The sequence below is a fragment of the Sphingomonas sabuli genome (assembly GCF_014352855.1).
Taxonomy (GTDB): Bacteria; Pseudomonadota; Alphaproteobacteria; order Sphingomonadales; family Sphingomonadaceae; genus Sphingomicrobium; species Sphingomicrobium sabuli.
The window spans coordinates 207551-228845 of sequence record NZ_CP060697.1 but is presented as its reverse complement, the minus strand read 5'-3'; the positions used below and the strand labels follow the sequence as shown (position 1 = coordinate 228845).

Annotated in this window: 8 protein-coding genes; 6 read left to right on the top strand and 2 right to left on the bottom strand. The window is 65.5% G+C overall.

The features are described from left to right. Both H8M03_RS01135 and H8M03_RS01130 read right to left on the bottom strand, forming a co-directional pair. Positions 1 to 2292 carry an ATP-dependent helicase gene (locus tag H8M03_RS01135; protein WP_187479954.1) on the bottom strand — a complete coding sequence of 764 codons (2292 nt, stop codon included), beginning with the start codon at positions 2290 to 2292 and terminating at the stop codon, positions 1 to 3. A 186-nt stretch (positions 2293 to 2478) separates the two neighbouring features. Next, on the bottom strand, positions 2479 to 2706 hold the full coding sequence (locus H8M03_RS01130; RefSeq protein ID WP_187479953.1) for a hypothetical protein: 228 nt from the start codon (positions 2704 to 2706) through the stop codon (positions 2479 to 2481). 617 nt (positions 2707 to 3323) lie between these two features. Between H8M03_RS01130 and H8M03_RS01125 the strand changes: the two genes are divergently transcribed. From H8M03_RS01125 to H8M03_RS01100, 6 genes are all read left to right on the top strand, one after another. Beyond that, positions 3324 to 5876 (top strand): calcium-binding protein, encoded by a 2553-nt coding sequence (locus H8M03_RS01125; protein WP_187479952.1) that lies wholly within the window; start codon positions 3324 to 3326, stop codon positions 5874 to 5876. Positions 5877 to 6024: 148 nt separating this feature from the next. After that, the gene (locus H8M03_RS01120) at positions 6025 to 6543 is read left to right on the top strand and encodes a hypothetical protein (RefSeq protein ID WP_187479951.1); all 519 of its coding nucleotides are present in this window, start codon (positions 6025 to 6027) and stop codon (positions 6541 to 6543) included. A 215-nt stretch (positions 6544 to 6758) separates the two neighbouring features. After that, a complete protein-coding gene (locus H8M03_RS01115; RefSeq protein WP_187479950.1) occupies positions 6759 to 9383 on the top strand; it encodes an FG-GAP-like repeat-containing protein in 2625 nt (874 codons plus the stop codon). A 137-nt stretch (positions 9384 to 9520) separates the two neighbouring features. Beyond that, positions 9521 to 12178 (top strand): SdrD B-like domain-containing protein, encoded by a 2658-nt coding sequence (locus tag H8M03_RS12845; protein ID WP_187479949.1) that lies wholly within the window; start codon positions 9521 to 9523, stop codon positions 12176 to 12178. 77 nt (positions 12179 to 12255) lie between these two features. Next, on the top strand, positions 12256 to 14889 hold the full coding sequence (locus tag H8M03_RS01105) for an FG-GAP-like repeat-containing protein (protein WP_187479948.1): 2634 nt from the start codon (positions 12256 to 12258) through the stop codon (positions 14887 to 14889). A gap of 172 nt (positions 14890 to 15061) precedes the next feature. Then, positions 15062 to 21292: a cadherin-like domain-containing protein gene (locus H8M03_RS01100; RefSeq protein WP_187479947.1), complete on the top strand. Its 6231-nt coding sequence runs from the start codon at positions 15062 to 15064 to the stop codon at positions 21290 to 21292. Positions 21293 to 21295 lie beyond the last annotated feature (3 nt).

Here is a 21295-nt window from a genome sequence, read left to right as displayed (position 1 = left end):
TCAATCCACGCTGATGAAGCTGTCGAGCACCTTTTTCAGCCCGGCCTTTTCGAAGTCGATTTCAAGCTTGTTGCCCTCGATCGCCTGGATGGTGCCGTGGCCGAACTTGTCGTGGAAGACGCGCTGGCCGACGGCGACGTCGCCGCGACCCTTGTTGCCGAGCGAGACGGCGGAGGCGCGCGCTTCGATCACGCGTTGCGGTTCGGGGCTGAAGCGGCCGGACGAGGCCGCGCGCTGCCAGCCGGGGCCGCGCGTGCTGGAGCGCATCGCCTGGGCCGGGCCGAGGTGGGCGAAGGGGTCGGCGCGTTCCGACCATTGCGCGCGCCACAGGCTTTCGCCGCCGCTCATCGTGGTTTCGGATTCGGTGTGCGCTTCGGGCAATTCGCCGACGAAGCGGCTGGGCAAGCTGCTGGTCCACTGGCCGTAGATGCGGCGGTTGGCGGCGTGGAGCACGGTCTGCCGGCGCTTGGCGCGGGTGATGGCGACATAGGCCAGCCGCCGTTCCTCCTCGAGACTGGCCAGCCCGCCTTCGTCGAGCGCGCGTTGCGAGGGGAAGATGCCTTCTTCCCAGCCGGGCAGGAAGACGGTGTCGAATTCCAGCCCCTTGGCGGCGTGAATGGTCATGATCGTGACCTTTTCGCGGTCGCGATCCTCGTCATTGTCCATCACCAGGCTGACATGTTCGAGGAAGTCCGGGAGGTTGTCATATTCCTCCATCGCGCGCGCCAGTTCGGCGAGGTTTTCCAGCCGGCCGGCAGCCTCCGCGGAGCGATCGGCCTGGAGCATCGCGGTGTAGCCGCTTTCGTCGAGCACAGTGCGGGCGAGCTCCGCATGCGGCAGGTCGTCGGCCAGTTTGCGCCAGCGGGCGACGTCGCCGATGAACCGGCCAAGGGAATTGCGGGCGCGGGCCTGCAGCTCGTCGCTGTCGAGCAGGGTCGCGGCGGCCATCAGCAGCGGTTGCCGCTGCGCCCGGGCGGCGGCGTGGATCGTCGCCAGCGCCTTGTCGCCAAGGCCGCGCTTGGGCTGGTTGACGATGCGTTCGAAGGCAAGGTCGTCGGCGGGCTGGTGGATCAGCCGAAGATAGGCCAGCGCGTCGCGGATCTCGGCCCGTTCGTAGAAGCGGAAGCCGCCGATGATCTGGTACGGCAGGCCGATGGCGATGAACCGCTCCTCCAGCTCGCGGGTCTGGAACTGGGCGCGGACGAGGATCGCGATCTGCGACAGGTTGAGCCCGCGCGCCTGGACGCCTTCGATTTCCTCGCCGATGCGGCGCGCTTCCTCCGGCCCGTCCCAGACGCCGATGACGCGGACCTTCTCGCCCTCCCCGGCGTCGGTCCACAAGGTCTTGCCGAGCCGGCCGCTGTTGTTGCCGATGACCCCGTCCGCGGCGGACAGGATGTGGCCGGTCGAGCGGTAATTCTGTTCCAGCCGGATGATCGCCGCGCCGGGAAAATCCTGTTCGAACTTGAGGATGTTGGCGACTTCGGCGCCGCGCCAGGAATAGATCGACTGGTCGTCGTCGCCGACGCAGCACAGGTTGCGGCGCGGTTCGGCCAGCAGCTTGAGCCATTCGTACTGCGAGCTGTTGGTATCCTGATATTCGTCGACGAGGATGTAGCGGAAGCGGTCGCGATAGCTTTCCAGCACGTCGGGCTGCGTGCGGAAGATGTGCAGCATGTGCAGCAGCAGGTCGCCGAAGTCGCAGGCGTTCAGGGTCTTCAGCCGCTCCTGATAGGCGGCATAGAGCTCGCGGCCGCGGCCCGGGCCGAAGGCCTCCGCCTCTCCTGCATCGACCTGCGGCGGGGTCCAGCCACGGTTCTTCCAGCGGTCGATCATCCCCGCCAGCTGGCGCGCCGGCCAGCGCTTGTCGTCGAGGTTGGCGGCCTGGATCAGCTGCTTGAGCACGCGCAGCTGGTCGTCGGTGTCGAGGATGGTGAAATTGCTTTTCAGCCCGACCAGCTCGGCATGGGCGCGCAGCATCCGCGCGGCGACCGAATGGAAGGTGCCGAGCCACGGCATGCCCTCGATCGCGCCGCCGGAAATGGCGGACACGCGCTCCTTCATCTCGCGCGCGGCCTTGTTGGTGAAGGTAACGCTGAGGATCTGGCTGGGCCACGCCTTGCGGCTGGCGATCAGGTGGGCGAGCCGGGCGGTCAGTGCCGCGGTCTTGCCGGTGCCCGCGCCGGCCAGCACCAGCACCGGGCCTTCGGTGGTCAGCACGGCCTCGCGCTGCGGCGGATTGAGGCCGTGGAGGTAGCCGGGCTCGGGAGTCGTGGCGGGCAGATCGGGCACGGTGCTGAGCTAGGGACAGCGGAACGAAACGGCAACCGACGAACGGCGATATTTGGAATGCCCGAATGTTCCGCAGTTGTGCACGATATCCACGTTATCCACAGGCCAAACCATGCCTTTTCCGCTTGGCGCGACTCGGAAGCGCGCGGCAATAAGCAGGGGTGATCGGGGCAGCGGTCCCAGGTCTCACCGGATAACCGGCAACGGTTCGAAGGTGCGGCAGGTGACCAAAGATCCGATCTCCGCGGCAGGCAATGCGGCGGTTCCTTCGGGAGCCAAAGCGCGGCAGGCCGGGACGAGGCGCCGGAAGAGATGATCTTTCGATTGCGCGACGCGGCGGAAGGCAATCTTCGGATTGTCCGGATGCACAGCGGGACGCAGGAGATGGTCATCCCAAGAAGGGCCGCGGAACATTGGCCGACTGTGACCTTCGGGTCAGGCCGAGCGGCACGAAACAGCAGCGGGACTTCGGTCGGCGCACTGGAGTAGAGGCAGCACGGCTCCTCTCACGAGGAGGTTGACGATGGGAAGCGACGCCTGAGCTGGTGAGCCGGGATCGAGGATTGGATTCCCCTGGAATCCGATGTCTGGAACTTGGCGGATCCTTCGCTCGGCGCAGTGGGGGCTGGCAGCAATGCCGGCCCCCATTTCGTTTGGGGGCGCGCCGACGCGCGTGGCCCCTGCCCGCCCCTCGATCCCTCGCCTTTTGCCCGGCGTCTCCCCCACATTTGCAATGCCGCACGGCGATGTCTGGCCCGCGCCAAGGGCCGCAGCCGTCCAAAGGTGCCGCTGACGTGGCGCCTCAACAACGATCGAGAGGAACGGCATGCCGAGCGAGTCTTCGGCAGGACGACGGGCGAGATGCGTTTCGATCCGATACCAATAGCTGGAGTCTTCGTCTGAAGTGGCGACCAAGAGCCTTGCGCCCGGCGGCGTTTTAACTGGCCGTTTCTTGACTCGTCCAAATCGGAGGTAAATCTCTTGCCCGCTTGGCCCGCCGAGTCGCGGTGCCGACTAAGGGAGCTGGGGCAATGAACATCACCGGTACCGCCGACAACGACAGCCTGTTCGACACGAGCGAAGACGACGTCATCACCGGCGCCGCGGGAAATGATGAGGTCGTCGTCAGCCTGGGCGGGGCAGATACCGCTGACGGTGGCGCCGGGTTCGACATCCTGACGGTGGATTATTCGTCGGTCACCGAAGCGGTGGTGATGACGGAGCCGGGGCTGACCGGTCCGGTGATCGCCGGCTATCCGGCGCCCGGCGGAACGACCTTTTCCGGGTCGGGCACGGGCACCGGTTTCAGCGGCGGGCGGACCAACACCTATTCGGGTTTCGACACCAGCCAGTATGACGAATTGTGGTGGGGGCCGCAGGGCATATCCGCGACCGTCCAGGGCAATGGCGGCCTGCTGACCTTCGATTCCATTTCGGAAGACGGCCTGACCATGACGTGGACTGTCACGTCGTCCATCACGTCGATAGAATATACCGGGCCGATCTACATCCGGTATGTCGCGACGATCGTGTCCGGCTCGGACGGCTGGGTGCTGGCGGAAAGCGAAGGCTTCACCGGCGGGCCGTTGGTGGTCGCGTCCGTGACCGGCGAGACCTTCGTGGTCAACCAGCAGTTCGTGGTCGCGACCGCGCCCGACGGCGATTACCAGCCGCTCAACGAATTCTACAACAGCCTGAGCACCCCCGACCCGGGGTCGGGCCAGCCGGTCCAGACCAGCGTTTCCGGCGTCTTCGCCTTCGACGACGGCGGGTACAGCGGGTCGATCGACGGCGGCACGTTCGGTCAGCTCGACTATGCCGATTTCGAGCGCATCAACGTCACGAGCGGATCGGGCAATGACGTCCTGTACGGCCTGGGCGGGATCGATTCGCTGCGCGCCGGCGATGGCAACGACAGCCTGAGCGGCGGCGGCGGTGACGACTGGCTGGAAGGCGGCGCCGGGGACGACAGCATCGCCGGCGGCGATGGCGCGGATACCGCCAGCTACGAAAATGCCGCGGCCGAAGTGCAGGTCAACCTTGCGCTGGGCACGGCCAGCGGCGACGGGACCGACAGCCTTTCCGGGATCGAGACCGTCGTGGGTTCGGCCTTCGATGACCTGCTGGTCGGCGATGCCGGGGTCAATTCCCTGATCGGCGGCGGCGGCGCGGACACGATCGACGGCGGCGACGGCGACGATGTGCTCGACGGCGGCGACGGCGTGGACACCGTGCGCTACACGTCCGCGCTCGGCGCGGTGACGGTCAGCCTTGCGCTGGGAACGGCCAGCGGCGCGGCGGGCCTTGATTCCGTCATCAGCTTCGAAAACCTGGTCGGTTCGGCCTTCGCCGACACGCTGACCGGCAGCGACGACGCCAACGTCATCAACGGCGGCGCTGGCGCCGACAGCATGGCCGGCGGGCTTGGCGATGACCTGTACGTCGTCGACAACGCCGGAGACCTCGTTACCGAAGCCAGTGGCGCGGGCCGCGACGAGGTCCGTTCGTCCATCACTTATTCGTTGACCAACAATGTCGAGGACCTGACCCTGACCGGCGCGGCGAACATCGACGGGCTGGGCAACGCGCTCAATAACGTGATCATCGGCAACGGCGGCAACAACCTGCTCAACGGTCGCACCGGGGCCGACATCATGCGCGGCGGCGGGGGCGACGATGTCTACATCGCCGACCATGTCGCCGATCGCGCGATCGAGGCCGAGGGCGCCGGCGACGACACGGTCCGCGCATCGGTCGATTACCGGCTGGCCAATTATGTCGAAACGCTGATCCTGACCGGCACCGCCGCGATCGAGGGCATCGGCAACGGCCAGGCCAACACGATCATCGGTAACGGCGCCGACAATTTCATCCATGGCGGCGGCGATGCCGACACCATGCGCGGCGGCGGCGGCAACGACATTTACGTGGTCGAGAACAGCGGCGACCGCGTGTTCGAAAACGCCAACAGCGGCTATGATTCGGTTCGCTCGTCGGTCAGTTTCGTCCTTGGCGCCAACATCGAGGAACTGGTGCTGACCGGTGTCGATGCCGTCAACGGGGGCGGCAACACCCTGGACAATTACATGGTCGGGAATGCCGCCGCCAACGTGATGGCGGGGCGCGACGGCAACGACACGCTGATCGGCGGCGGCGGCGACGATCGCCTGGAAGGCGACGCCGGCAACGACAGCCTGAGCGGGGGCAACGGCCATGACTGGGTCGAGGGCGGCGCCGGGCAGGACACGCTGAACGGCGGCGCGGGCGCCGACCTGTTCCTGTTCTTCGACGGCGATTTCAGCGGCGCGACGCCGGCCACCGCCGACCGCATCCGCGATTTCAGCCAGGAGGAAGGCGACCGCATCCGGCTTAACTTCGTCGATGCCAACACCACGGCCGGCGGCGACCAGGCGTTCGCCTTCATCGGCACCGGCGCGTTCACCAACAGCGCCGGGCAGTTGCGATACGAACAGGTGGGATCGAGCACCTATGTGTACGGCGACACCAACGGCGACGGATTCGCGGACTTCGCCATCCGCGTCGATGGCAACCACGACTTCGTGACCGGCGACTTCATCCTCTAGCCGCCGCGCGGGCCGGCCTGGCCGGCCCCTTCGCGCGTCGCGCCTGAAAAATCGCGGCAGCGGGGACCGAATTCGTTCTGATACGTTTGCATTATCAGGGGCGGCGGCAATCATGCTGCCGGAGCGGGCACGAGAAGGAGACGCCATCGTGCTCGGCCTTGCCGCGCTTATCCTCGCCGCCGCAGCTTCCGGGTCCATCGCGGACACCGCCCCTGCCCTGTCGTCCGCCGCGCCGTGGTGGGAAAAGATCACCTATCGCATCAGCGACGACGGCGAGCAGCAGACGTGCCGGTACGAATCGAGCCGGTCGGGCGTCGAATCCTGCGCCGACGACGAGACCGCCGCGGCCTCGATGCACCAGGCCAGCACCCCCGTCACCGCGCTGACCAGCATCACCATCGAACGGCGTTTCAGCCCCGGGGCGACCCCCGGCTCGCTCAGCCTCCAGTCCGGCGACACGCTGCTTGGCGCGAAAATGATGACGGTCGCCATCGCCAGCGACGGCGCGGTGCGCAGCTGCGACACCGTCGGGTCGTTCGGCGACGTGCGGTCGGGCTATGGCTGCGAGGAATTGAGCGCGGAGCGCTTCGAAGCGGCAGCCGAAGGCGGACTGCGCACCGCGTACATGACGGTGCTGGTGTACGGCCACGAGGAGCAGCTGACCTAGCCAAGGATTGGAGCGGCTGACGTCCCGAGTCGGCGAGTCGACATGTCGCGATCCCGCAGGCCGGCGTCTGGCGAGAATTATGCGCCGTCCCCTTGCTAGTAAGCGCTGGAATATAACGAAAATTCACTAGCGACGTGACCCCGGTTGCAGTAAGGACCGCGCGCGTGCCCTAGTCCGCCAATCCAGAAGCGGGCCGGGCATTTCTGGGGATTTCGATGCCAGCACCAGTTTTGACCGACCTCGATGCCGAGGTCGTTTTCAGCCGTCCGATGATCACCGCCGTCGCGCAGGTGATCGACACCTCCCTGAGTTTCAGCGACCCCGACGTCGACTTCAACGGCGCGGTGGTGACCGTGTCGAGCGCGGGCATCGGGCTGGCCGAGGATCAGTTCGGCATCCGCAACCAGGGTGTCGGGCTGGGCCGGATCAGCGTCGTCGGCACCAACGTCAGCTACAGCGGCGTCGTCATCGGCACCTACAGCGGCGGCGTCGACGGCCAGACGCTGCGCATCACGCTCAATGCCAGCGCCACCAACGAGGCGGTCGAAGCGCTGCTGGAAAACCTGACCTACGGCAACACCAGCGCCAACCCGACGCCCGACCGCTATATCGCGATCAACGTCATCGACGCGGAGGGCAACGACCTTAACGGCGGTTTCACCGGCGGCGGCTTCACCCAGCTGGAAGGCGCGGCCAACCCGTTCAATTCGCTCGGTTCGCAGCAGCTCAGCTTTCTCGTCACGCCGACCCTGTTCGATTACGACAATGACGGCGATCAGGACATTTTCACAGGCGGCGACGACGGTCGGATCCGGTACCTGCGCAATGACGGCAACGGCGCCTTTTCGCTGCAGGTCAACGCGGCCAACCCGTTCAACGGCGTCGATATCGGCCAGAGCGCGTCGATCGTGTTCCTTGACCTCGACGGCGACGGCGACCGGGACGCGGTGATCGCCGACGGGCTGGACGGCCGGCTGGTCCGGTACACCAACAACGGCAACGGCACGTTCACGGCCGGCGGCACCCTTGCCAACCGCGGCAACGAATCCCTGCCCCGCATGTCGACCTATGACGTGGATAGCGACGGCGACCAGGATCTGGTCGTCGGCGGCCGCGACGGCGCGATCGCCGTCTACCTCAACAACCTGAACAACACTCTGACGGTGGCCAGCAACCATCCGTTCAGCGGCGTCGTGCTGCCGACCGGAAGCTATCCGGCGCCGACCTTCGTCGACCTGGACGGCGACAACGACCTGGACATGGTCCACGGCAATTCCAACGGCCACTTCATCTTCTATCGCAACAGCAACGGCGTGTTCACGCAGGAAGACACGTTCGAAAGCCCGTTCTGGGGCCTGATGGCGGGCCAGAACACCGCGCCGATCTTCCTCGACATCGACAATGACGGCGACCGCGACATGATCGTCGGGACCACCAACACCGGCCTTGCCGGGCGGATCGAGGTGTTCCGCAACGACGGCGTCGGATGGGGCCAGCTGGTCCATGTGGTCATCGACCCCAGCGCCTTCTGGTACGGCACGCCCAACGCCGACAGCTTCAGCGCCTTCACCGGCGACGACTGGACCATCGTCGGCTACGAATCCAACGATACCTTGTCCGGTTACACGGGCAACGACGTGATCAACGGCGGCAGCGGCGTGGACGCGATGGCCGGCGGCGCGGGCGACGACGTCTTCGTCGTCGACAATGCCGGCGACACGGTGACCGAATTCGCCAGCGAAGGCACCGACCAGGTCCGGTCGTCGGTCAGCTTCACCCTGTCCGACAATATCGAGAACCTGACGCTGATCAGCACCGGCAACGTCAACGGCACCGGCAATGCGCTGAACAACCTGATCCTCGGCAATGCCGGCAACAACATCATCGACGGCGGCGACGGCGCGGACCTGATGCGCGGCGGCCAGGGCGATGACACCTATTACGCCAACCAGTTCGGCGACCGCGCGGTCGAAGCCAACAACGCCGGCAACGACACGGTCTTCGCATCGATCAACTTCCGGCTCGCCAATTATGTCGAGACTCTCACTTTGGTCGGTAGTGCGCCGCTCGAGGGTATCGGCAACGGGCAGGCCAACACGATCAACGGTAATGACGGCGACAATTTCATCCACGGCGCGGGCGGCGCGGACATCATGGCGGGGGGCGCAGGCAGCGACATCTATGTCGTGGAAAATGCTGGCGACCAGGTCATCGAGGGCGCGGTGGCCGGAATCGATTCCGTGCGGTCGTCGGTCAGCTTCGTGCTGGGCGCCAATATCGAGGAGCTGGTCCTGACCGGCGCCGGGGTTACCAACGGCACCGGCAACACGCTCGACAACTACATCCTCGGCAACGCCGCCGCGAATATCCTGAACGGCGGGGCCGGCAATGACAATATGATCGGCGGCAGCGGCAACGATACACTGCTGGGTGACACTGGCGCCGACAATCTCAACGGCAACAACGGCACCGATGCCCTGACCGGCGGCGCCGGCCAGGACGCCATGAGCGGCGGCGCCGGCGCCGACTTCTTCATCTTCGCCAACGGCGATTTCGGCGGCGCGACGCCGGCGACTGCCGACCGTATCCGCGATTTCAGCCGGGCCGAAGGCGACCGCATCCAGCTCAACGCCGTCGACGCCAACAGCGGGGTCGCCGGCGACCAGGCGTTCGCGTTCCTCGGCACTGCCGCATTCACCGGGTCGGCGGGGCAACTTCGTTACGAACAGATTGGCAGCAACACTTACCTGTACGGCGACACCAACGGCGACCGCGTGGCGGACTTCGCCATTCGCGTCGACGGCTTGCACAGCTTCGTGATCGGCGATTTTATCCTGTAGGCGTCCCGGCAAGTATTCCGCCGTCCAAGACAAGCATCTGAAGGGCTGACTGAACCAGGCGCACAGCGCAGGGAAAGGCGCCGCAAAACCGCACCATGTCCATCGGTGACCCGGGTGCGACAGTGAGGGAAGAGTTCATGTCCGTCATCCTGACCAAGACCTTTTCGCAGAAGATGTCGGCCGCGGCCGGCGAGACGTTTGCCGCGGCAGGCGAGCCGGTGGCCACGAACGCGCCTCCAGGTCCGTTCGCCTTGGCGGCCGGGGATCTGACGCTTGGCGACCGGGTCTGGTACGACACCGACGGCGACGGCATTTACGAGGACGCGTCGGAAACAGGCATCGAGGGCGTCGCGGTCAGCCTGTACCTGGATGCCGACAATGACGGCGTTGCGGACGGGGCGGCGATCGCGACGGTCATCACGGACGTCAGCGGCGCGTATACGTTCAGCGGCCTTGCCGACGGCAATTACATCGTCGGCATCGATGCTTCCAACTTTACGGCGGGCGGCGTTCTGGCCGACCTGTCGCCGACGGGGTCCAATCCCGATCCGGACGACAACGTCGACAACGACAGCAATGGCGCGGCCCAACCGGACGGCAGCGTGACGAGCCGGACGATCACCCTGACGACGGGCGCCGAGCCGACGGCGGACGGTACGGGCAATAACGTCAACACCACGGTCGACTTCGGCTTTTTCAACACCAACCAGGCACCGTCCATTTCGAACCTGCCGGGCGACAGCGTCACCTGGACGGAAGGCGACGGAGCGGTGCGGCTGGACGACGGCAACAACGCCGCCGTTTCCGATAGCGACAGCACCAATTTCAACGAAGGTTCGCTGACCGTCAGCATCACGGGCGGCTATGTTGCGGGGGAAGACCGCCTTGGTTTGGCGGAAGGCGCCGTGATGTTCTTCGGCGAGCCGGAGATCGGGACAACCGTGACGATCAACGGCGTGCCCATCGGATCGATCGGGGCCCTGTCGAACGACGAAATCCGGATCGACTTCAACAGCAACGCAACGCCGTCGCGCGTGCAGGCACTGGTGCGGTCGTTCACCTTTGAAAACAGCGGCGACGATGCGCCGACCGGCGGCACGCGGACGGTCAGCTGGACGCTGGTCGACGGCGACGGCACGACCGCCGGCGGCGCCGACACCACGCAATTCACGACGACCGTCGAGGTCGCGGCCGTCAACGATCCTGCAGTGGCGCAGGACGACGCCTTCGCCACGCCCGAACAGTCGGTCGTTTCCGGCAGCCTGTTCGCCGACAACGGCAATGGCGAGGACAGCGATCCCGACGGGCAGGCGCTGACGGTCGCCGCGGTCAATGGAGCGCCGGCCAACGTCGGCACGCAGATCACGCTGCCGTCCGGCGCGCTTCTCACCGTCAACGCCGACGGCACCTTCAGCTACGACCCCAATGGCGCGTTCGATGCCACGCCCGGCGCGGGATCGGGCGGGTCCAACACCGCGCCCACGGACAGCTTCACCTACATGTTGGCCGACGGCAACACGGCAACGGTGGTGGTGACGGTCAACGGCACCGACACGGCGTTCGACGAAGTCCTCGGAACGGCGGGCAACGACACGCTGGACGGCGGTTGGGGCGCCGACACGATGCGCGGCTTTGCCGGCAATGACATCTACATCGTCGACAATGCCGGCGACCGGGTCGTCGAAAGCATCGGCGCCGGCGACGACAGCCTGTTCACGTCGGTAAGCTATCGCCTGCCCGCGAATTTCGAGACCGTCGTGTTGGTCGGCAGCGCCAACATCGACGCGGTCGGCAACGGGTTGGACAACCGGCTGTACGGTAACAGCGGCGACAACGTGCTCAACGGGTCGACCGGCGCCGACTACATGCTCGGCGGGGTCGGCAACGACACCTACATCGTCGACAACCTTGGCGACCGGGCGATCGAGAATGACGGCGAAGGCATCGACACGGTGCGCTCGTCGGTCGACTTCCGCCTGACCCGCTATGTCGAGAATCTGGTGCTGACCGGCACCGGCGCGATCGAGGGTATCGGCAACGCCTTCGACAACGTCATCGTCGGCAATGCCGGCGACAACTTCATCCATGGCGCGGGCGGGTCCGACAGCATGCGCGGCGGCGAGGGCAACGACACCTATGTCGTGTGGAACGCCGGCGACACGGTGGTCGAAGCGGCCGGCGCGGGCCACGACACGGTGCGCACGATCGTCGACTTCGCGCTTGGCGCCAACGTCGAGGACCTGATCCTGACCGGTGCCGGGACCATCAGCGGCACCGGCAACGGGCTGGCCAACTACATGCTCGGCAACAGCTCCGCCAACATCCTTGCCGGGCGCGGCGGCGACGATGCGATCAACGGCGCGGCGGGCAACGACCGCCTGCTGGGCGAGGCCGGCAACGACAACCTCAACGGCGGCAACGGCGCCGACTTCATCGTCGGCGGCACCGGGTCGGACGACATGACCGGCGGCGCGGGCGCCGACCTGTTCGTCTTCTACCAGGGCGACTTCGGCGGGGCCGATCCGGTCGCCGCCGACCGCATCCGCGACTTCAGCCGCGGCGAGGGCGACATCATCCGGCTCAACAATGTCGATGCGAACACCACCGTCGGCGGCGACCAGGCGTTCGCCTTCATCGGCAGCGGCGCGTTCACCGGCCACGCCGGCGAACTGCGCTACGAACAGCTGGGGGTCGACACCTACGTGTTCGGCGACACCAACGGCGACGGCACGGCGGACTTCGCCATCCGCGTCGACGGCAGCCACACCTTCGTCGGCGGCGACTTCATCCTGTAACGAGCGACACGCGTGACGCGGGCCGACCGACTAGGGATCGCGCGCCGCAGTCCGCCGGGAAATAGGGAGACTTAGACATGCCAGCTCCAACTCTGACCAACCTGTCGGGCGAGGTGATCTTCAGCCGGCCGGTGGTCACGACGGTGCCGCAGATCATCGATGGCGATGTCACGTTCAACGATCCGGACGATGATTTCGACGGCGCCACGGTAATCCTGTCCACCGCCGGACTGGCGCTGGCGGAAGATCAATTCGGCATCCGCAACGAAGGGATCGGGGCCGGGCGGATCAACACCATCGGATCGAACGTCACCTATGGCGGCGTGACGATCGGGACGTTCGAGGGCGGCGTCGACGGACAACCGCTGACCATCACGCTCAATGCCAACGCCACCAGCCCCGCGGTCGAAGCGCTGATCGAAAACCTGACCTACGCGCACACCAGCGCGACCCCGACCGCCGAGCGCTTCCTGTCGATCAACGTCCTCGATGCCGCCGGCAACGATCTGAACGGCGGGTTCACCGGCGCCGGGTTCACCCTGCTCGAAGGGTCGGACAATCCGTTCAACAATCTCGGGTCGCAGCAGGTCAGCTACGAAGTGACCCCGACGCTTTACGACTATGACGGCGACGGCGACCTCGACATCTTCTGCGGCGCGGCGGATGGAGAAATCCACCTGCTGCGCAACGACGGCCCGATGAATTACGTGCAAGTCGAGGGCGCGGGCAATCCGTTCGGCACCATCAACACCAACGTGTCCGACGGCGAATTGACGTCGATCGCCTTCCTCGATCTCGACGGCGATAACGACAAGGACGCGGTCATCCTCGACGGGCAGTCGGGGATCGCCCGGCGCTACACCAACAACGGCAACGGCACCTTCAGCGACGCCGGCGCCCTGTTCGACCGCGGCTACAACCAGCACGGGCGCATGGCGACGTACGATTACGACAATGACGGCGACCTGGACCTGGTGGTGGGCGGCCGGGACGGGCTGATGTTCCTGTACCAGAACAACCTCAACAACACCGTCACCAAGATCGACACCCATCCGTTCAACGTCGTTCAACTGCCGGTCGGCAGTTACCCGGCGCCGACCTTTGCCGATATCGACGGCGACGGCGACCTCGACATGGTGCACGGCAATTCCAACGGGCACTTCATCTTCTATCGTAACAGCAACGGAATCTTCACGCAGGAAGACACGTTCGAGGCTCCGTTCTGGAGCTTGCGGACCGGCCAGAATTCGGCGCCGGTGTTCGATGACATCGACGGCGACGGCGACCTCGACATGATTGCCGGCGTCACCAACCTTTCGCTTCAGGGCCGGATCGAGGTCTATCGCAACGACGGCGTCGGCTGGGGCATGACCGTGCGCGTCGCGGTCGATCCGAGCGCCTTCTGGAACGGGACGCCCGACAGCGACACGTTCGCGGCCTTCACCGGCGACAACTGGACGATCCGCGGGCTGGACAGCGACGACAATCTTTCGGGATCGACCGGCAACGACATCATCAATGGCGGAACCGGCAACGACCAGATGACGGGCGGCGCCGGCAACGACACTTATGTCGTGGATTCGGCCGGCGACGTCGTCGTCGAGAACACTGGCCAGGGCATCGACACCGTCAGGTCGTCGGTCACCCACGTGCTGGCGGCCAATGTGGAGCGCCTGACGCTGACCGGCACGGCCAACATCAACGCCACCGGCAACGCGCTCAACAACCTCATCCTTGGCAACAGCGGCAACAACGTCATCAACGGCGGCGCGGGCGCGGACATCATGCGCGGCGGCGCCGGCGACGACAGCTATTTCGCGAGCCAGTTCGGCGACCGGGCGGTCGAAGCCAACAACAGCGGCAACGACACGGTGCGTTCGTCGATCAACTTCCGGCTGGCGAACTACGTCGAGACCCTGATCCTGACGGGCAGCGACAATCTGGAGGGCATCGGCAGCGCCCAGGCCAACACCATCATCGGCAACAGCGGCAACAACTTCATCCACGGGGCCGGCGGCGCGGACATGATGAGCGGCGGCGCCGGCAACGACATCTATGTCGTCGAGAACGCCGGCGACCAGGTCGTCGAGTCCGCGGGCGAAGGTCGCGACATCGTCTATTCGTCGGTCAGCTTTACCCTTGGCGCCAACGTCGAGGACCTGACCCTGTCCAGCAACGGCGCGGTCAGCGGGACAGGCAACAACCTCGCCAATTCGATGCTCGGCAATGCCGCGGCCAACCTGCTGTCCGGGCTGGGCGGCAACGACGAGATCATCGGCGGCGGCGGCAACGACCAGCTTCGCGGCGGCGCCGGCGCGGACAATCTCAACGGCGGCAACGGCGACGACAAGGTCGATGGCGGCGTGGGCATGGACATCATGTCCGGCGGCACCGGGTCGGACATGTTCATTTTCCGCGACGGCGATTTCGGCGGCGCCACACCGGTCACCGCAGACCGGATCCGCGATTTCAGCCACGGCGAGATCGACCGCATGGATTTCAGCCTGGTGGACGCCAACGCCAATGTCGCCGGCGACCAGGGCTTCCAGTTCATCGGCAAGGCCGCCTTCAGCGCCGCGGGCCAATTGCGGTTCGAGCAGATCGGCGCAAATACCTATGTGTTCGGCGATACCAACGGCGACGGCGTGGCGGACTTCGCCGTCCGCGTCGACGGACTGCAGAACTTCGTCATCGGCGACTTCATTCTCTAGGGTGGGCAGCGCCCGACGCGGAGTCCCGAAAAATGACGATTTTCCGTCCCGATCAGTCTTGAAACGGACGTAAATTAATGCGCAAGGTTAGTGGCCGAACTCTGCGGGGGGCTCGGCCTTGCAAGGCGTTGATCGTACGTACGTTATCCCCGCGCGACCGTGGGGAATTGCTATGCCTGTCGATATCCAAAGCACGCTGACCCAGACCCTGTCCAACGACGTGGACGGAGATGGCAACATCGATCCGGGCGATACCCTGCTCAACGAGTTGATCGTCACCAATACCGGCGACACCACGGTCACCGATATCATCGCGACGCTGACCGAGAACGGGATGACGATCGATCCCGGCTCGGTCCAGATCGGGCCGGTCGCGCATGCGGACACCATCGACATCACCGGCAACACGCCGGTCATCATCACGACCGCCCAGCTGATCGGCAACGACAGCGACGCCGACGGCAATGCGGCCAACCTGACCGTTACCAACGTGAGCGCGGGCGACCATGGCACCATCGTCGACAACGGCGACGGCACGTTCACCTTCACGCCCGAAGCCGGCTTCACCGGCGCCGCCAGCTTCACTTATGAAACCGTCGACGAAGACGGCCTGGCCAGCGTCGGCGCGGCCGAGGTGACGGTCAACGTCACCGGCCTCGTCTGGTATGTCGACAGCGCCTATGACGGGTCCAACGGCGCGTCCGACGGGTCCTACGACCGCCCGTACACCAGCCTCGACCAATTGAACGGGGCCGGCGGGACCGGCGACGCCGACAGCGCCGGCGACACCATCTTCGTCTACGACCGCGGCCCGGGCGCCTATTCCGCCAACCTGCAGCTTGAAGCCAACCAGACGCTGGTCGGCGACGGCACCGCGTTCGTCGTCAACGGCATCGCCATCGGTGCCGGCAGCGGCAACACCACGCTCAACTACAGCGACGTCGGCATCACCCTGTCGACCGGCAATACGGTCAGCGGATTCAACCTGATCGGCACCTCGACCAGCGCGGTCGGCGTGAGCGACGGCAACGGCACGGTCGGGACGTTGACCATGTCGAACACCACCATCGCCGGACAGGGCCAGATCCTCGACATCGATCAGGGCGGGACTCTCAACGTGTCGCTCAACTCGATCGGCTCGATCGGCTCGACCGGCGGCAACGGGGGCGTGGTCGACCTGACCGGCGTGTCGGGCACGTTCACGGTCTCCGGCACCACGGTCATCAGCGGTTCGCACGGCCAGAACGGCATCGACATTTCCGGCAACAGCGGGCTGACGGTCAGCTTCGGCAACAACGTCACCGCCGACCTGGGCACGAACAGCGCGATCAACATCGGCAGCAACACCGGTACGAACAGCTTCACGTTCAACGGCGGCACGACCAACCTGGACACGACCAGCGGAACCGCCTTCGCCTTCACCGGCAACTCGGCCGGCAGCACCCTGTCGATGAGCGGCGGCGGGCTCGATATCGACAGCACCACCGGCACCGGCTTCTCCGCCACTGGCGGCGGCACGGTCACGGTAACGGGCGCGGGCAACTCGATCACCACCACGGCCGGCACCGCGCTGAATATCAGCAACACCAATATCGGTGCCGCCGACGTGACGTTCCAGAGCATCAGCGCGGGATCCGCGGCGGGCACATCCGGGGTCGGCGTGATCCTCGACACCACCGGATCGGCCGGTGGCCTGCACATCACCGGCAACGGCACCGCGGGAAGCGGCGGCACGATCCAGCATTTCACCGGCACGGACAACAACAGCGCTGCGCCGAACCTGTACCAATTGAGCGTTTCGGCGGGCAACGGCGGTGTCGGCATCTATCTCAACAACACCACCGACGTGCAGCTCAACAACGTGCAGCTGAACGATTTTTCAAACTTCGGAATCTATGGCCACAACGTCACCGGCTTTGCGCTGACCAACTCGGTCGTCAACGGCGTCAACGGAAACAACCACATCCTCAATGCCGGGACGGCGTCACAGGTGACGCTGAGCGAAGGTGCGATCCATTTCGACGAACTGACGGGCAACGTCGCCGTCACCAACAACACCATCCAGGGCGGGCTCGACGACAATCTGGCCATCGTCAATGTGGGCACCGGGCTGCTCAACTTCACCGCCAGCGGCAACACCTTCGGCGCTACGCAGGTGATGAACACGGCCGTTGCGAGCGGCGGCGACAATCTGACGGTTTCTTCCTTTGGCGGCGGATCGATTACCGCGCTGGTCGATGACAACGACTTCCTGGGAGAAGTCGGCAACGCCGTCTACTTGCGGGTGAGCAACGGCGGTACGGGCAATTTCACGGTCACCGACAATTACGCCAACAACCTGATCGCCTACGATGCCGCCAACAACAACTACACGCACAACCTCGGTACGAGTGTCGGCGGGAATATCGGGATCATATCCGAGAACGGCGCCGCGGTGAATTTCCTGGTCGAAGGCAACACCGTCCTCGGGACAATCCAGGGCTCTGCGATCGGTGTGGATTCAAACAATGCCTCGGTAAACGGCAGCATCACCGGCAATATCGTCGGCGATCCGACGCTCAACAATTCGGGGTCCGTCCAAGGGTCGGGCATTTCCTTTGGCAGCGTAGCCGGGGGCGGCAATTCGATCGTCAACATCAGCAACAATCTGGTGCGCGAATATAATGGCCAGGGCATTTTCATCGCGCTCGGCGATGAAATGGGCAACAGCACGCCGGATATCGACCTGACGATCACAGGCAACACGGTGAATAACCCGGGCAACACGCCGGGAGCCGCCGCGAACCGCTTTGGCCTGTACGTGAACGTCGGCACGACATCGTCCAACGGCGGCGACGATCTTACCGCGACGCTCGAGATCTCGAACAATAATCTGGTCGGTTCCTATGTCGGTATCGGCTCCGACATTTCGCTGCAGCAGCGGTTCGGCACCACCGTCATCCTGCCAGGCTACAGCGGCGCCGCCGACAACAACACCGCCGTCGGCGCCTATCTTGCCGGACAGAACACGCTGGACGCGTCGAACGGCACGCGCGTCACGAACAATGTCAGCGGCACCGGGCACGGTTTCATCAACGGCGCCGATCCCAGCGCACCAGGTACGCCCCTGTTGCCGCCGGCCGCCATCCTGGCCACCATCGGCGGATCGGATAGCGGCACCGATGGCGGTGCCGGCGCGCCGGACGGCCAGGCCGGTTCGCCTGACGATGCCACGACTTCGCACGACCTTACCCAAGCGCAGCTGGACGCGGTCATCGACGCGGCCATCCAGCGTTGGGCAGATACAGGCGCCAGCGACGAGCAGCTGGCGGCGATGCGCGCGGCAACGATCAGCGTCGCCGACATGACTGGCGTGTATCTTGCCACCAGCAATGCGGGCACGATCACCATCGACAGCAACGGTGCCGGTCACGGCTGGTTCGTCGACGGCACGCCCGGCGACGACAGCGAGTTCGGCGGGTCGGGCACGTCGCTGACCGCGATCGCGGGCAGCGGCGCCGATGGCGCGATGGACCTGCTGACCGTGGTTATGCACGAGCTTGGCCACCAGGTCGGCCTGGGCGATTCCTATCAATCGGGTGACGCCGGCAGCCTCATGTACGGTTACGCCAACGTCGGCGAGCGGCGCCTGCCAGGCGCCGGCGACGTCGCCAACGGCGACTTCGGCGACATCGGTGCGACGGCCTATGCTCTGGCGCCGGTGTCCCTCGGCACGCTGGATGCAGGCAGCGGCATCCTTGTCCAATATACGTCCACAGTCTGGAATTTCTCGAACATGGTCATTCCCACCTATCAGAATTACGCGACCGTCGACTTCACCCCTTCCACCGGCGGCGTGACCTCGAACCTGACGGCGCTCGTCGTCGAGACCCTGACCCTTGGCGATCGCGTCTGGTACGATGCCAACGGGGACGGCGAATTCGAGCCCTTGTATGAAGACGGGCTGTCGGGCGTGACCATCAGCCTCTACGCCGACGCCAATAACGACAATATCGCGGACGGCGCGGCAATCGCGACGACCATCACCGACGCGGACGGATATTACGTCTTCGACAGCCTGGCGCCCGGCAATTACATCGTCAGCATCGACGCGGCGAACTTCCAGACCGGCAGCGCGCTTGAGGGCATGGTGGTTTCCGGCCTAGGTCTCGACCCCGACAATAACGAAGACGGCGACAGCAACGGCCGCGCGATGGACGACGGCAGCGTCGCCAGCCGGTCGATCACGCTGAGCTACGGTGACGAGCCGTCGGTCGACGTGTTCGGCAACAACACCAACAACACCCTCGACTTCGGCTTCTTCACGCCGAACGTGGCTCCGGTGGTCGCCGAGCTGCAAGGCGACACCGTCACCTGGAACGAGACCGACGGGGCAATCTACCTCGACAATGGCGGCAACGCCGCGGTCACCGACGCCGACAGCAACTCCTTTGCGTCGGGCAGCCTGACGGTCAGCATTTCCAGCGGGTTCGTGGCAGGCGAAGACCAGCTGCGCATCGCCGACGGATCGGTGATGATCATGGGCGAATTCGAACCGGGCGCGATCGTCCTGATCAACGGCGCTCTCGTCGGCACGGTCGGTGAAGTGCGGGACGATTCGATCACCATCCAGTTCAGCACCGGCGCCACCCCTGCCCGGGTCAGCGAGCTGATCCGTTCGTTTACCTACCAGAACAATGCCGGAAACGGCGCGACCGGCGGCGATCGCACGATCACCTGGAACTTGGTCGACGGCGGCGGATCCGTGCTTGGCGGCGACGATACGACGACCGTGACGTCGACCGTGAACGTGGTCGCCGTGGACGATCCGGCGGTTGCACAGGACGACGAATTCACCACCAACGAGCAGACCGTCGTTACCGGAAACCTGTTCGCGGACAATGGTTATGGCGCCGATTCCGATCCGGATGGGCCGCCGCTGCAGATCGCGGAAGTGAATGGGTCCGCGGCCAACGTCGGCACGCAGTTCACGACCTCGACGGGCACCCTACTTACGGTCAACGCGGACGGGACCTTCTCCTTCGATCCCAACGGTGCTTACCGCGGCGTGCCGTCACCGGAATCCGGCGGGCAAAACACGCTGTACGCCGAGTATTTCACTTACACGCTGGCCAACGGCAACACCGTCTTCGTCACGCTGTTCATCAGCGGCCTCGACAGCGAGGGGGATGTCGTGTTCGGCCGGCTGGATGTGGATGACACGCTGGACGGCGGCATCGGCGCGGACGTGATGTACGGCCTGACCGGCAACGATCTGTTCTATGTCGACAATGTCGGTGACGCGGTCGTCGAAAACGCCGGCGAAGGCGATGACACGGTCCGTTCCAGCGTCACCTACCGGTTGCCGGCCAACGTCGAGACGATCAGCCTGACGGGCAGCGCCAACATCAACGCGGTCGGCAACGGGTTGGACAACCGGCTGTACGGCAACAGCGGCGACAACGTGCTCAACGGGTCGACGGGCGCCGACTACATGCTCGGCGGGGTCGGCGACGACACCTACATCGTCGACAACCTTGGCGACCGGGCGATCGAGAATGACGGCGAAGGCATCGACACGGTGCGCTCGTCGGTCGACTTCCGCCTGACCCGCTATGTCGAGAATCTGGTGCTGACCGGCACCGGCGCGATCGAGGGTATCGGCAACGCCTTCGACAACGTCATCGTCGGCAATGCCGGCGACAACTTCATCCATGGCGCGGGCGGGTCCGACAGCATGCGCGGCGGCGAGGGCAACGACACCTATGTCGTGTGGAACGCCGGCGACACGGTGGTCGAAGCGGCCGGCGCGGGCCACGACACGGTGCGCACGATCGTCGACTTCGCGCTTGGCGCCAACGTCGAGGACCTGATCCTGACCGGTGCCGGGACCATCAGCGGCACCGGCAACGGGCTGGCCAACTACATGCTCGGCAACAGCTCCGCCAACATCCTTGCCGGGCGCGGCGGCGACGATGCGATCAACGGCGCGGCGGGCAACGACCGCCTGCTGGGCGAGGCCGGCAACGACAACCTCAACGGCGGCAACGGCGCCGACTTCATCGTCGGCGGCACCGGGTCGGACGACATGACCGGCGGCGCGGGCGCCGACCTGTTCGTCTTCTACCAGGGCGACTTCGGCGGGGCCGATCCGGTCGCCGCCGACCGCATCCGCGACTTCAGCCGCGGCGAGGGCGACATCATCCGGCTCAACAATGTCGATGCGAACACCACCGTCGGCGGCGACCAGGCGTTCGCCTTCATCGGCAGCGGCGCGTTCACCGGCCACGCCGGCGAACTGCGCTACGAACAGCTGGGGGTCGACACCTACGTGTTCGGCGACACCAACGGCGACGGCACGGCGGACTTCGCCATCCGCGTCGACGGCAGCCACACCTTCGTCGCCGGCGACTTCATCCTGTAACGA